Raw genomic sequence first — 14214 nt, 5'->3', positions numbered from 1 at the left:
GGCAATCCTGTGGGGGGTTGCCTCTTTTTTTATCCGCCTTTTAATGACACAATAGGCGCAAGTCTGTTTTTGAATGCAAGGTACTGCCATGAATACGATTTTGGCTTTCGATATTGAAACCGTACCCGATGTGCAGGGTATCCGTACGCTGTATGACTTGCCGTCTTCCCTGCCGGACGACGAAGTGGTGCTGTTCGCGCAGCAGAAACGCCGCGCACAGACCGGCGGCGATTTTATGCAGCACCACCTCCATCAGGTTGTGGCGGTTTCCTGCTGTATGCGCTGGGGTCAGGACAAGGTTCACGTCGGCACAATCGGCGAGATGGACGATGGCGAAGAAGTTGTGATTGCCAAGTTTTTTGAATTGATTGAAAAACATACGCCGCAACTGGTCAGCTGGAACGGCGGCGGTTTCGACCTGCCCGTACTGCATTACCGTTCCCTGATATACGGCATCAACGCCGCGCGCTATTGGGATATGGGCGACGGCGATTTCGGCGACAGCCGCGATTTCAAGTGGAACAACTACATCAGCCGCTACCACCAACGCCACTGCGATTTGATGGATTTGCTCGCGCTTTACCAGCCGAGGGCGAATGTGCCGCTGGACGATATGGCGAAACTGTGCGGTTTTCCGGGCAAGCTGGGTATGGACGGCAGCAAGGTGTGGGAGGCGTTCCACGCGGGCAGGCTGAAGGAAATCCGCAATTATTGCGAAACCGATGCCGTGAATACGTATTTGATGTATCTGCGTTTCTGTCTGGTCAGCGGCAGATTCGACGCGGACGAATACGAAATGGAAATCAAACGGATCAGAAACTATCTCTCCGCCCAAACAGAAGACAAACCGCATTGGGCAGAATTTGTCCAAGCGTGGAAATAGAAAACCTGCTGTCCGGAGGCGGTACGCTTGTGCCGCCGTTTCGGTTCAGACGGCATATGGTGGATTAAATTCAAACCGGTACAGTCCGTACTATCTGTACTGCCTGCGGCTTCGTCGCCTTGTCCTGATTTTTGTTAATCCGCTTTAAAAGCTGTATCCGTGCCGTCTGAAGCCTTTTCCAGTCAAACCAAACAATATTGAAAGAAAAAAATGAGCAAAACCGTCCATTATCTGAAAGATTACCAAACGCCTGCCTACCGCATTCTCGAAACCGAACTGCATTTCGATATTGCCGAACCGCAAACCGTCGTGAAGTCGCGTTTGACGGTTGAGCCGCAGAGGGTGGGGGAGCCGCTGGTGTTGGACGGTTCGGCGAAACTTTTGTCCGTCAAAATCAACGGGACGGCGGCGGATTATATGTTGGAAGGCGAGACGCTGACGATTGCAGGCGTGCCGTCCGAACGCTTCACCGTCGAAGTGGAAACCGAAATCCTGCCGGCGGAAAACAAATCGCTGATGGGGCTGTATGCTTCCGGCGGCAATCTGTTTACCCAGTGCGAGCCGGAGGGATTCCGCAAAATCACGTTCTACATCGACCGTCCGGATGTAATGTCCAAGTTCACGACCACCATCGTTGCGGACAAAAAACGCTATCCCGTTTTGCTCTCCAACGGCAACAAAATCGACGGCGGCGGGTTTTCAGACGGCCGCCATTGGGTAAAATGGGAAGACCCGTTTGCCAAGCCGAGTTATCTGTTTGCTTTGGTCGCGGGCGACTTGGCGGTAACGGAAGATCGTTTCACCACCATGAGCGGCAGAAACGTCAAAATCGAGTTTTACACCACAGAAGTGGACAAGTCCAAGGTCGGCTTTGCCGTGGAATCGTTGAAAAACGCGATGAAGTGGGACGAAACGCGCTTCGGTTTGGAATACGACTTGGATATTTTCATGGTCGTCGCCGTGGGCGATTTCAATATGGGCGCGATGGAAAACAAGGGTTTGAACATCTTTAACACCAAATTTGTCCTTGCTGACAGCCGCACCGCCACCGATACCGATTTCGAAGGCATCGAATCTGTGGTCGGACACGAATATTTCCACAACTGGACGGGCAACCGCGTGACCTGCCGCGACTGGTTCCAGCTTTCGCTGAAAGAAGGGCTGACCGTGTTCCGCGACCAAGAGTTTTCCGGCGACCGCGCCAGCCGCGCCGTGCGCCGCATCGAAAACATCCGCCTTTTGCGCCAGCACCAGTTCCCCGAAGACGCAGGCCCGACCGCGCATCCGGTGCGCCCCGCCAGCTATGAGGAGATGAATAATTTCTACACCATGACCGTTTATGAAAAAGGCGCGGAAGTGGTGCGGATGTATCACACCCTGCTCGGTGAAGAGGGCTTCCAGAAAGGCATGAAGCTCTATTTCCAACGCCACGACGGACAGGCCGTTACCTGCGACGATTTCCGCGCGACGATGGCGGACGCGAACGGCATTAATCTCGACCAGTTCGCCTTGTGGTACAGCCAGGCGGGAACGCCTGTTTTGGAAGCTGAAGGTCGTCTGAAAAACAATGTTTTTGAGTTGACCATTAAACAAACCGTGCCGCCCACGCCCGATATGGTGGACAAACAGCCGATGATGATTCCCATCAAAATCGGACTGCTGAACCGCAACGGCGAAGCGGTGGCATTCGATTATCAGGGCAAACGCGCGACCGAAGCCGTGTTGCTGCTGACCGAAGCCGAACAGACTTTCCCGCTCGAAGGCGTAACCGAAGCCGTCGTTCCCTCGCTGCTGCGCGGGTTCAGCGCGCCGGTGCATTTGAATTATCCGTACAGCGACGACGACCTGCTGCTCCTGCTCGCCCATGACAGCGACGCTTTCACGCGCTGGGAAGCCGCCCAAACGCTCTACCGTCGCGCCGTTGCCGCCAACCTTGCCGCGCTTTCAGACGGCGTCGAGTTGCCGAAACACGAAAAACTGCTTGCCGCCGTTGAAAAAGTCATTTCAGACGACCTCTTGGATAACGCCTTCAAAGCCCTGCTTTTGGGTGTGCCGTCCGAAGCCGAACTGTGGGACGGCGCGGAAAACATCGACCCGCTGCGCTACCATCAGGCGCGCGAAGCCTTGTTGGATACGCTTGCCGTCCACTTCCTGCCGAAATGGCACGAATTGAACCGTCAGGCGGCGAAGCAGGAAAACCAAAGCTACGAATACAGCCCCGAAACCGCCGGCTGGCGCACGCTGCGCAACGTCTGCCGCGCCTTTGTCCTGCGCGCCGACCCCGCGCACATTAAAACCGTTGCCGAAAAATACGGCGAAATGGCACAAAACATGACCCACGAATGGGGCATCCTGTCCGCCGTCAACGGCAACGAAAGCGATACGCGCAACCGCCTGCTGGCGCAGTTTGCCGACAAGTTTTCAGACGACGCGCTGGTGATGGACAAATATTTCGCCCTCGTCGGCTTAAGCCACCGCAGCGACACCCTGCAACAGGTTCAAACCGCCTTGCAGCATCCGAAATTCAGCCTCGAAAACCCCAACAAAGCCCGTTCGCTCATCGGCAGCTTCAGCCGCAACGTCCCGCATTTTCACGCAGAAGACGGCAGCGGCTACCGCTTCATCGCCGACAAAGTCATCGAAATCGACCGCTTCAACCCGCAGGTCGCCGCCCGCCTAGTGCAGGCGTTCAACCTCTGCAACAAGCTCGAGCCGCACCGCAAAAACTTGGTAAAACAAGCATTGCAGCGCATTCGGGCGCAGGAAGGATTGTCGAAAGACGTAGGCGAAATCGTCGGCAAGATTTTGGATTGAGGCCGTCAAACAGAAAAAACAATGCCGTCTGAAAGCTCGTTCCGCTTTTCAGACGGCATTTTTGTATTTTGAAATATTGGGTAATTAATCCTTTTATAGAGAAGTCTGTTTCAATGTCTGAATCATGAGGGATTTGAACGACTGCTGCAAAGGCGTGGGGAGTTGCATGAAGATAAGTTCGATGGGCATATCTTCCATATTTGTTGCGGTATTGTTTTGCTGTCTTTCTAAACTTTCTGCCAATAGAAAAATAGACGAGACGGGGCAGTCCAAGGCTTCTGACAGATATTTTAGGATAGATTCGCTATATCCTTGGTTGCCGTTTTCAAGATTGGAAATATTACTTTTTGAGGTATTGGCAAAATCAGCAAGCTGCTGCTGAGTCCATCCCTTTTGTTTCCTTAAGAATCTGATTGCGTGACTAATGTTCATGAAATGAATCTTATCAGTTGGTGTACGCCGACTCCATGATATCGGTAAATCGGGATGGTTGTATTTGATTTCGGTTATTCCGCTTATTGGTCCGATTTGGTTGATTGTTTTGTGTTGTCAAGCTTCTGTAAACGAAGATAACCAATGGGGTGGACTGCCTGAGGACTAAATCTTTCATCAAAATGCCGTCTGAAACGATATTCGTCTTTCAGACGGCATTTTTGCCTCTTTCGTTTACAAACCCTTAAAATCCCTTTACACTTAAACCCATTCAAAACCAAACAAATATCTTGTCGCAAACACAGCATCCCCATCATTACCGTCGCCTGAAACACACCAATCGGTATGACCGCCGCAAAGGAGGATAAACCGTGAAACCGCTGCGCAGACTGACAAACCTCCTTGCCGCCTGCGCCGTAGCGGCGGCCGCACTCATACAGCCCGCCCTCGCGGCGGACTTGGCGCAAGACCCGTTCATTACCGATAACGCCCAACGGCAGCACTACGAACCCGGAGGCAAATACCACCTCTTCGGCGACCCGCGCGGCAGCGTTTCCGACCGCACCGGCCAAATCAACGTCATCCAAGACTATACCCACCAGATGGGCAACCTGCTCATCCAACAGGCGGCAATCCAAGGCAATCTTGGTTACACCGTCCGCTTTTCCGGACACGGATACGAAGAACACGCCCCCTTCGACAACCACGCCGCCGACAGCGCAAGCAAAGAACAAGGCAACGTTGACGACGGCTTTACCGTATACCGGCTCAACTGGGAAGGACACGAACATCATCCCGCCGATGCCTACGACGGCCCGAAGGGCGGCAATTACCCCAAACCTACGGGCGCACGAGACGAATACACCTATCACGTCAACGGCACAGCCCGCAGTATCAAACTCAATCCGACCGACACCCGCAGCATCCGGCAACGCATATCCGACAACTACAACAACCTCGGCAGCAATTTCTCCGACCGCGCCGATGAAGCCAACAGAAAAATGTTCGGGCACAATGCCAAGCTCGACCGCTGGGGCAACAGCATGGAGTTTATCAACGGCGTCGCCGCCGGCGCGCTCAACCCCTTTCTCAGCGCGGGCGAAGCCGTTGACCAGTGGATGCAGGAAAACCCCAATGCCGCCGAAACCGTCGAAGCCCTGGTCAACGTCCTGCCGTTTGCCAAAGTCAAAAACCTGACAAAGGTGGCAAAAGCAGCCAAAGCCGCGAAGTTGGCAAAGGCGGCAAAACCGGGGAAGGCTGCGGTTAGCGGGGATTTTTCTAAATCCTACACCTGCTCCTTCCACGGCAGCACCTTGGTCAAAACGGCAGACGGCTACAAAGCCATCGCCCGTATCCGGGCCGGCGAGAGCGTCCTTTCCAAGGACGAAGCAAGCGGGAAAACAGGGTACAAACCCGTTACCACCCGATACGGCAATCCGTACCAGGAAACCGTTTACATTGAAGTTTCAGACGGCATCGGCAACAACCAAACCCTGATTTCCAACCGCATCCACCCGTTTTATTCGGACGGCAAATGGATTAAGGCGGAAGATTTGAAAGCGGGAAGCAGGCTGTTTGCCGAAAGCGGCAGAACCCAAACCGTCCGCAACATCGTTGTCAAACTAACACCGCTCAAAGCCTACAACCTGACCGTTGCCGATTGGCATACTTACTTCGTCAAGGGCAGTCAGGCGGAAACGGAAGGGGTTTGGGTTCATAATGCGTGTCCGTATGGAGAAAAATATAGGACAGAAGTTGGTTCTTATACTAATACTCATGAAAGTGGTCGAACTTATTCTGGAAAGGGCACAAGACAACATTCCCAAATCTCTGGAGCAAGAGAAGCTAGGGTTAATAATGACCCTCATATAGCTACAGATTTTACTCCTGCCAAAAATAATCGAGAGGCATTCAAAGATGAATCTAGAAGAATTGACGCTCACGGTGGTTCCAAAAGTACCAATAATTACAATCGAATTGAAAGCCCGGGGAGAAAATACCGAAAACAAGATGGAGATTAAAAATGATTGTTGACGAAAAATCTACTTCAGATGTACTGAAACAATATCAAGAACTAGGGTTTGATTTGACAAAACCTATGATAATAGAGTTTTTTATAGGAGGTTCTCAAAAGAATCTGCAATCAATAGAAAGCCGACTCATTTCTTATCGGCAAGATTTTCAAATCAGTATTGAACAAGATGAATTCGGAGAAATGTGGACTTGCTATTGTTCCGTCAATATCGTCCCTTCCCTTGAAAACATTTTAGCTATTGAAACTACGTTATTTGGTATTGCACAAAAAAATGATTGTAATTATGAAGGTTTTGGTTCGTATGGGAACTAACAAAAAGTGTAGGTTGGGTTGAAATAACCATATTCCCATTAAAGATTAGGGGATGTCTATGGAAATAAAATTCAATACTTTGGGGGTTATCCTGAATGGGGTCAATCCTGAAGAAAAATTCATAAAAATTATTGACGATTGGGAAAATACCGGGGGATTTCTGATACTGTTATCTTCAAATGACAAATTTTCATCGTTTGACAGTTACGATGACTGGGTCGAAAACTTAGAAATATTAAAAGAATACCTGCAAGAATCTCATTGGATTATCAAGTGGACCGGATAGTCGGCAAACGTAGTCCGTCTGAAACGCTTTTACTTTTCAGACGGACTTTCTACCAATGGGAACAAGGCGTTTTGTCTCAATCCGGCCTATAATTATCCGATACAGTGATGGGAAGCTAAGAAAAATATGATTAATCATATTGAAAAATATATAGGCACTATTTCTCATGGCTCGAAAAGCGATTCGGGAAGTCAGTACAAATTAAATATCGCAGCTATTCCCTCTTCCCCTGACAGCGATTTAAAAACTTATATTACTTTAGGGTTAAGCAAATATAATCTGAATTATAAAAGCAGATTTGAAATACTTTTTGTATGTTCTTTAAAATATGATGAAAATCAGATTTTTCCATTTTTAAGATGGTTGGCAGAAACCATCATTGAGAACAAAAAAATTCTTCTTCGAGGACAGGTTATTTATTTGCCTAGAAGCATTGTTGATTCAACAAAAATGGATGCACTGTATGTTTCCGCCCCATTTTATTTCGATGATGATTTTCAGGTCTGTTATGGCGAACACTACAATATCGTTTTCCCTTTGCTTGTCCCGTTGTATAAACAGGAAGCAGAATTGGTAGAAAAGAAAGGTTGGAATGCTTTTGAACGGTTCTTGCTGGATAATGAAGTTGGCAACCTTTCGGATATGAATCGGAAACCGTTTGTTTGGTAAGGGCTTTCTTAAATTTGATTAAAGGTCGTCTGAAACCGTGTTTAACTTTCAGACAACCTTTCCTTCATTTGAAACAGGATATTGAGAACTAAGTTCTTCAAAAATCCTACCCTTACCCCTTAGGCATCGGTGCATTGGTCAAAACGGCAGGTAGCTGAAAAGCAAACACTGTCATCAACCATTTAAAGACCGGATGGAATAGGAAAGAAAATCGGTAAAATCTCCACGATTAGACGGTAAAATACCTCGGTGTCGCTGAAACCCCGATTGTCGTGTTGCCAAAACAAAAATTAGATATGGAAAACGATTGTGAAGATTAAACCATTACAATTTTCTAACAATAATCACAGATTTTATGTGGATAAAATTTGTGTTACCGAACAAGATGTGAACATTTTGGCATCCGACCGAAATTATGAATTAAATATTGAAATATTTATCGACAATATAATTCATTTTCAAATAACGGATGAATCTTATAAAGTAAAATTTTCAGAATATTTATTTGAAAATAAAGAAGAAAATAATTCAGATGGGAATCCTACTGCAAATTATTTTTTCGAGATAATAGATGACAGTTATATGGACTGGTTGAAAGAAGAAAGTTTTGGTTTTTTTGAAAAGAAATATTATAAGGCTTATATTTTCTTTTTTAGCGATTCTGTAATAGAAGTTATCAGCTCGACAGAACCTGTATTTTATTCAAAATAACAAATTATCAAACAAAGCTCTGATTAAAAACCCAACAATCAAAATGCCGTCTGAAGCGTTATCCGACCTTCAGACAGCATTTTTGTATTTAAAGCCGGGTAACGCTCAATACGCCTTTGACGTCGCCGAGGCTGGCGAGGACGCGCGGGAGGTCGTTGACTTGTTTGACTTCGAGAGTGAACCTCATGCTGGCTTCCAAGTCGCGGGACTGGGTTTGCACGGCGGTAACGTTGAGTTTGTGGCGGGCGAGCGCGTCGGATACGTCGCGTAAAAGCCCTGCGCGGTCTTGGGCGCGGATTTCGACATCGACGGCGAATACTTGTCCTTCCTGCAACGCCGCCCAACCTGCGTCCAGCACCTTTTCGGGCGCGTGTTCGGCGAGGTGTCGGAAAGAGGGGCAGGTTTTACGGTGGACGGAAATGCCGCGCTCGCGGGTAACGAAGCCGACAATGTCGTCGGGCGGCGCGGGTTTGCAGCATTTGGCAAGGGTAGTCATCAGTCCGTCTTCGCCGTCGATGAGCACGCCGGTTTTGCCGCCTTTTTTGATTTTGGACTGTTTGACGATGGTGGTTTCGCTGACGGGTACGGGCGGCGGTTCGTTCAGCGTGCCACAGGCTTTTTGGATGGTGCGGTTGGAAATTTCGCCCTGTCCGACGGCGGTGTAGAGGTCTTCGGGTTTTTTGTAGCCGAGGTTTTCTGCAAGCTCTTGCAGGTTGGGCTTGGGCGTGAGTTTGGCAAGCTGCTTGTCGAGTTGGACGCGCCCTTCTTCGCGCACGGTGTCGGCGTTTTGCTGGCGGATGTAGGCGCGGATTTTGCTGATTGCCTTGCTGGATTTGACCCAGCCTTCGTAGAGCCAGTTGACGGAAGGATGCCCTTCTTTGGCGGTAATGATTTCGACGCGCTGTCCGTTTTCGAGCGGGGTGGACAGCGGCACGATTTGCCCTTCGACTTTCGCACCGCGGCAGCGGTCGCCGATGCTGCTGTGCAGGGCGTAGGCGAAGTCGATGGGGGTGGCACCCGTGGGCAGGGAGAGGACTTTGCCGTGCGGGGTCAGGACATAAATCGTGTCGTTGAAAAGCTCGGTTTTGAAGGCGGCGGCGAGGTCTTCCTTGCCGCTTTCCGCCATGTTTTCGCGCCAATCCAAGAGTTGGCGCAACCAGGCGATTTTTTGTTCGTAGGCGGAATCGCCTTTGCCGCCCTCTTTGTAACGCCAGTGCGCGGCGACACCGAATTCGTTGAATTGGTGCATATCGAAGGTGCGGATTTGCACTTCCACGCCTTTGTCTTCGGGGCCGACAATGACGGTGTGCAAACTTTTATAGCCGTTGCCTTTCGGGTTGGCGATGTAGTCGTCGAACTCGCCGGGGATGGGCTGCCAGAGGCTGTGGACGATGCCCAGCGTGGTGTAACACTCGGGGACGGTATCAACCAGAATCCGCACGGCGCGGATGTCGAACAGACCGTCGAAGCTGAGTTTTTTCTTCACCATTTTTTTGTAAATGGAGTAGATGTGTTTCGGCCGGCCGGCGACTTCGAAGTGAACGTTGTATTTTTTGAGTTCCGTGCGCAGGATATTGAGGAAGTTTTCGATGTATTCGAGGCGTTCGGTGCGTTTTTCGTCCAAAAGCAGGGCGATTTCGCGGTATTTTTCGGGTTCTTGATGGCGGAAGCCCAAATCTTCGAGCTGCCATTTGAGCTGCCACACGCCCAAGCGGTTGGCGAGCGGGGCAAAGATGTCGAGGGTTTCTTTGGCAACGGCGCGTTTTTCGGGGCTGTCGGGGGCGTTGCTTAAAAATTGCAGGGTGCGCGTACGCATCGCCAGTTTGATTAACACGACGCGGATGTCGGTAACCATCGCCAGCAGCATTTTCCGCATAGTTTCGGCCTGCTGGGCGCGCTCTTCCGGCGTGGCGAGGCTGTCCACACGGGCGAAGTGGGTGAGTTTCTGCACTTCGTCCACACCTTTGACCAGCTCGGCGACGGTGCTGTTGCAGCGTTCGGAAACCAATAGGTTCCAGTCGGGGACGTAGCGTCCGATGTCGGCAAGCAGCGTTGCGGCAACGGCATCGGGGAGCAGGTCGAGTTCATGGACCATCTGCGCCGCGCCGAGGAAGTGGTCGGACAACGGCTCGCCATACGGCGTGGCGGCATCGGCGGGGTAATGTGCTTCCGCCAGCGAACGGGCGGCTAAGACAAGTTTTTTATCGTTGTCCGGCAGCGCGGCGCAGTAGCTGTCGAACCATTCGTGCAATTCTTGCGGGGTCGCGCTTTGCGTGTCTTGAATCGGGCTGATGGCGGTCATGATGGGGTCTTCCGTTCCGATAAAAACGAGTTTATTGTAACAGCTTATTTATTTACGGTGCATAGGCGGGAAGATAAACTTGTTTCGGGCGGCGCGGGGTGTTAAGGTAGCCGGTATCGACAGGTTGACGAGGAATATTTTGATGAAACTGTATATTTACGACCATTGCCCGTTTTGCGTGCGTGCGCGGATGGCTGCCGGTCTGTTTGGTGCTGACGTTGAAGAAGCCGTGCTGGCAAACGACGACGAGGCAACGCCGATTGGCATGATTGGCGCGAAACAAGTGCCCATCCTGCAAAAAGAGGACGGTTCGTTTATGGGCGAGAGTTTGGACATTGTGCGGCATTTCGACCGCGAAGGCCGTCTGAAAGACGAAGTCCGCCCCGAGATACAGGCATGGCTGGACAAAGTCGGCAGTTACAACAACAAGTTGGTTCAGCCGCGTACTGTTAAAATCGGTCTGCCCGAATTTGCAACGCCGGAAGCGGTGAAATATTTCACAGACAAAAAAGAGAAAAGCATCGGCAGCTTTTCCGCCAATTTGAATAAAACCGCCCGATACCTCGAACGGATAAACGCAGATTTGCAAGAGTTGGAGAATTTGATGGACGGTACTTCAGACGGCATCAACGGCGGAATCGGCATGGAGGATATTTTGGTTTTCCCCGTTTTAAGGAATCTGACCGTGGTGCGCGGAATCGAATGGCCTCAAAAGGTGATGGGTTATCTGATGACGATGAGTGAAAAATCAGGCGTGCCGCTTTATTTTGACAGGGCATTGTAAAACAGGAAAACGCAGCAGGGAAATATATCCTGCCGCGTTTTTTGGAACGTTTATGCCGTCTGAAAACCAGTCAGACGAACATCTGCACAAACGCAATCACCAGCCGCACAATCGGTGCAATAAACGCACCCAATACGCCTGTCAGCATCAGCAGCAGGATAATCCACGTCCCATAGGGTTCGATTTTGCGGAACGCTTGCGAATATTTCGCCGGCAGGAAGGTATCGATAAAAATGCCGCCGTCCCAAGGCAGGATGGGGATGATATTGAGCGCGAACAGAATCGCATTGATCAGAATACCGTAGTTTGCCATTTGAGCCAGCGGCATCTGATACGCCCCGCCGACATACGGAGTCAGCACCAAAACCACGCCCCACAGAACCGCCATCGCCAGATTCGACAGCGGGCCGGATGCGGCAACGCAACGCCAGGCAAGGCGCGGGTTGCGGAAGTTGCGCGAATCGATGGGAATCGGACGCGCCCAACCAAATAGAAACGGTGTGAACATCAAAGTAAGCAGCGGCACGATGATTGTGCCGACCGGATCGATATGGGGTAGGGGGTTCAGCGTCAGCCTGCCGTATTGTTCGGCAGTGTTGTCGCCCCAGTAGCGCGCCGTATAGCCGCGCGCCACCTCCCTGACGGTAATGGCAAGCAGTACGGGCAGGACGGCAAGCAAGAATACGCCCAAGTCAAAATTCCGAAACATGATTTTCCTTTAAAACAGGTGGTACGCAGCCGTAACCGGCTGCCGGATGAAAGCGGCAATATATCATTTAACCCGATTTTGTTGGAATGGGAAAACAGGTAGATCCGCTCCGTTTGTCTGCCGGTATCTGATAATTTGTCATAACATATTGTTTTAATATGGATTTTAATAATATGAAAACAGTATTCAGATAAAGGTAAATAATAAAAATAGGTTGCAAATAGGAATTGTTGCTATTATTATGCCCGAATTATGGATAAAGAACGAATTTTAACCCCCGCAGTCGTGTTTTCCGTCGCACTGCTGCATTTGGCAATGGTGGCATTGCTCTGGCAGGCGCACAAGCTGCCCGTGATAGAGTCAGGCAATGTTATTGAATTTGTCGATTTGGGCGACTTTGGCGGAGGGGACGGCGCACCCGAAGGCGCAGGCGCGCCTGCCGCGCCCGAACCGCAACCCGAGCCTGAGCAGCCCAAACCTGTCGAGCCGCCCAAACCGGTTTTGAAGCCGGTGGTTACAAAAAAGGCGGATGCAGATATTCAGCAGCCCAAGGAAAAGCCGAAACCCGAAGAAAAACCGAAACCAGAGCCTAAGCCGGAAGTGAAGCCGACTCCCAAACCGGTTGAGAAAACGGTAGAGAAGCCGTCTGAAAAACCTGCCGAACATCCCGGCAATACTTCCGCCAAAGCCGGCAGCGAGCACAGCGGGGGAGAAGGTAAGGGAACCGGTACCAAAGGTGACGGAACGGGGCGCGGAGAAGGCAGCGGTAAAGGCAGCGGCGGAGCCAAAGGCGAGCATGGGGAAGGAACCGGCGGCAGCGGCGGCGGAACAGGTGCCGGCAGCAGTAAAGGCAATCCCCTGCGTGCCAACGGCAGTATTCCGCGACCGCCTTATCCTACACTTTCTATGGAAAACGATGAACAGGGTACGGTTGTCCTGAGTGTGATGGTATCTCCGGGCGGTCATGTCGAGTCCGTCAAGGTGGTGAAAAGCAGCGGTTTTTCCCGTTTGGACAATGCAGCACGCAAGGCGGCGCAAAACGGGCATTTTCAAGCCAATGCCTGGACGGAGTTTAAAGTCCCCGTTAAATTTGAATTGAATTAGGCTGTTGTCGCGGCAGTTTGCGGCAGCTTGGATTTTTGATTTGTTTTTATCAGTTTTGGAATCATTATGGATTTGAAATTAGTGTTTGAATCAGGCGATGTCGTCCTGATCAGTGTGTTTGTGTTGATGTTGCTGATGAGTATCGTAACATGGTGTCTGATTGTCTTACGCAGCATTAAGCTGTATCAGGCTCGCAAAGGCAATACGGTTGTTAAGCAGCATATGAGCAATACTTTGTCTTTGAACGATGCGCTTGAAAAAGTGCGTGCCGTTGACGCTCCCCTGTCCAAACTGGTGCAAGAGGCATTGCAGTCGTACCGCAACTACCGTCAAAATGAAGCTTCCAAATTGGCTCAGGCACTGCCGTTGAATGAGTATTTGGTCATTCAAATCCGCAACAGTATGGCTCAGATTATGCGTCGCTTTGATTATGGTATGACCGCGCTTGCCTCCATCGGTGCGACCGCACCGTTTATCGGCCTGTTTGGTACGGTTTGGGGGATTTACCATGCCCTGATCAATATCGGACAAAGCGGACAGATGAGTATTGCGGCGGTTGCCGGTCCGATCGGCGAGGCATTGGTTTCTACTGCGGCGGGTCTGTTTGTGGCGATTCCTGCTGTGTTGGCGTACAACTTCCTCAACCGCGGTGCGAAGACGCTGACTCAGGATTTGGATGCGATGGCGCATGATTTGCATGTCCGCCTGTTGAACCAAAAGGATTAATGAAATGGCATTCGGTTCGATGAATTCCGGCGATGACTCGCCGATGTCCGATATCAACGTTACGCCGTTGGTGGACGTGATGCTGGTTTTGCTGATTGTATTTATGATTACCATGCCGGTGCTGACGCATTCCATTCCTTTGGAATTGCCAACCGCGTCCGAGCAGGCAAACAAGCAGGACAAACAGCCTAAAGATCCCTTGCGCCTGACGATTGATGCAAACGGTGGTTATTATGTCGGCGGAGATTCTGCAAGCAAAGTGGAAATCGGGGAAGTGGAAAGCCGTCTGAAAGCCGCCAAGGATCAGAATGAAAACGTGATTGTGGCCATTGCGGCAGATAAGGCGGTGGAATACGATTATGTGAACAAAGCGTTGGAGGCTGCCCGTCAGGCAGGGATTACCAAAATCGGTTTTGTAACGGAAACCAAGGCGCAATAAAGTTTGAC

General features: G+C 50.6%; 15 protein-coding genes. 12 read left to right on the top strand and 3 right to left on the bottom strand.

Annotated elements, in window-relative coordinates; all coding sequences use genetic code 11:
• Positions 1 to 88 precede the first annotated feature (88 nt).
• The gene (locus Q3O06_RS00530; protein WP_301817001.1) at positions 89 to 883 is read left to right on the top strand and encodes a 3'-5' exonuclease; all 795 of its coding nucleotides are present in this window, start codon (positions 89 to 91) and stop codon (positions 881 to 883) included.
• A 210-nt stretch (positions 884 to 1093) separates the two neighbouring features.
• Positions 1094 to 3697 (top strand): aminopeptidase N, encoded by a 2604-nt coding sequence (gene pepN / locus Q3O06_RS00525; RefSeq protein ID WP_301816999.1) that lies wholly within the window; start codon positions 1094 to 1096, stop codon positions 3695 to 3697.
• A gap of 93 nt (positions 3698 to 3790) precedes the next feature.
• Here the strand turns inward: pepN and Q3O06_RS00520 are convergent, their stop codons facing one another.
• Positions 3791 to 4129: a helix-turn-helix domain-containing protein gene (locus Q3O06_RS00520; protein ID WP_118997635.1), complete on the bottom strand. Its 339-nt coding sequence runs from the start codon at positions 4127 to 4129 to the stop codon at positions 3791 to 3793.
• 7 nt (positions 4130 to 4136) lie between these two features.
• Between Q3O06_RS00520 and Q3O06_RS00515 the strand changes: the two genes are divergently transcribed.
• The 6 genes from Q3O06_RS00515 to Q3O06_RS00490 all read left to right on the top strand — a co-directional run bounded on the left by Q3O06_RS00515 (position 4137) and on the right by Q3O06_RS00490 (position 8142).
• Entirely contained in the window at positions 4137 to 4298 is a 162-nt protein-coding gene (locus tag Q3O06_RS00515; protein ID WP_301817128.1) for a DUF805 domain-containing protein, read from the top strand.
• A 202-nt stretch (positions 4299 to 4500) separates the two neighbouring features.
• Positions 4501 to 6150 carry a polymorphic toxin MafB class 1 gene (locus tag Q3O06_RS00510; protein WP_301816996.1) on the top strand — a complete coding sequence of 550 codons (1650 nt, stop codon included), beginning with the start codon at positions 4501 to 4503 and terminating at the stop codon, positions 6148 to 6150.
• Between the two features lie 2 nt (positions 6151 to 6152).
• A complete protein-coding gene (locus tag Q3O06_RS00505; protein ID WP_002231823.1) occupies positions 6153 to 6476 on the top strand; it encodes a ribonuclease E inhibitor RraB in 324 nt (107 codons plus the stop codon).
• Positions 6477 to 6534: 58 nt separating this feature from the next.
• Positions 6535 to 6762, top strand: a complete 228-nt coding sequence (locus tag Q3O06_RS00500; protein ID WP_301817126.1) for a hypothetical protein — start codon at positions 6535 to 6537, stop codon at positions 6760 to 6762.
• Between the two features lie 126 nt (positions 6763 to 6888).
• Positions 6889 to 7431 carry a suppressor of fused domain protein gene (locus tag Q3O06_RS00495; protein ID WP_301816992.1) on the top strand — a complete coding sequence of 181 codons (543 nt, stop codon included), beginning with the start codon at positions 6889 to 6891 and terminating at the stop codon, positions 7429 to 7431.
• A 309-nt stretch (positions 7432 to 7740) separates the two neighbouring features.
• Positions 7741 to 8142: a hypothetical protein gene (locus Q3O06_RS00490; RefSeq protein WP_301816990.1), complete on the top strand. Its 402-nt coding sequence runs from the start codon at positions 7741 to 7743 to the stop codon at positions 8140 to 8142.
• A gap of 88 nt (positions 8143 to 8230) precedes the next feature.
• Here Q3O06_RS00490 and Q3O06_RS00485 read toward each other — a convergent pair whose 3' ends face one another.
• Positions 8231 to 10444, bottom strand: a complete 2214-nt coding sequence (locus Q3O06_RS00485; protein ID WP_301816988.1) for a RelA/SpoT family protein — start codon at positions 10442 to 10444, stop codon at positions 8231 to 8233.
• A gap of 142 nt (positions 10445 to 10586) precedes the next feature.
• Here Q3O06_RS00485 and Q3O06_RS00480 point away from each other — a divergent pair, with 142 nt between their 5' ends.
• On the top strand, positions 10587 to 11228 hold the full coding sequence (locus Q3O06_RS00480; protein ID WP_301816986.1) for a GrxB family glutaredoxin: 642 nt from the start codon (positions 10587 to 10589) through the stop codon (positions 11226 to 11228).
• 70 nt (positions 11229 to 11298) lie between these two features.
• On the opposite strand, the gene Q3O06_RS00475 is transcribed toward Q3O06_RS00480, so the two are convergent.
• Entirely contained in the window at positions 11299 to 11937 is a 639-nt protein-coding gene (locus Q3O06_RS00475) for a site-2 protease family protein (protein WP_301816984.1), read from the bottom strand.
• Positions 11938 to 12189: 252 nt separating this feature from the next.
• On the opposite strand from Q3O06_RS00475, the gene Q3O06_RS00470 reads away from it, so the two are divergent.
• The 3 genes from Q3O06_RS00470 (at position 12190) to Q3O06_RS00460 (ending at position 14206) form a co-directional block, all read left to right on the top strand.
• Complete coding sequence (locus Q3O06_RS00470; RefSeq protein ID WP_301816983.1) at positions 12190 to 13041, top strand: energy transducer TonB; 852 nt, start codon at positions 12190 to 12192, stop codon at positions 13039 to 13041.
• A gap of 66 nt (positions 13042 to 13107) precedes the next feature.
• A complete protein-coding gene (locus tag Q3O06_RS00465; protein WP_301816981.1) occupies positions 13108 to 13767 on the top strand; it encodes a MotA/TolQ/ExbB proton channel family protein in 660 nt (219 codons plus the stop codon).
• Between the two features lie 4 nt (positions 13768 to 13771).
• The gene (locus Q3O06_RS00460; protein WP_107860225.1) at positions 13772 to 14206 is read left to right on the top strand and encodes an ExbD/TolR family protein; all 435 of its coding nucleotides are present in this window, start codon (positions 13772 to 13774) and stop codon (positions 14204 to 14206) included.
• The last annotated feature ends 8 nt before the right edge of the window (positions 14207 to 14214 follow it).

This window comes from Neisseria maigaei, assembly GCF_958267405.1.
Lineage (GTDB): Bacteria > Pseudomonadota > Gammaproteobacteria > Burkholderiales > Neisseriaceae > Neisseria > Neisseria bergeri.
This window is presented reverse-complemented; position numbering and strand designations above follow the sequence as displayed.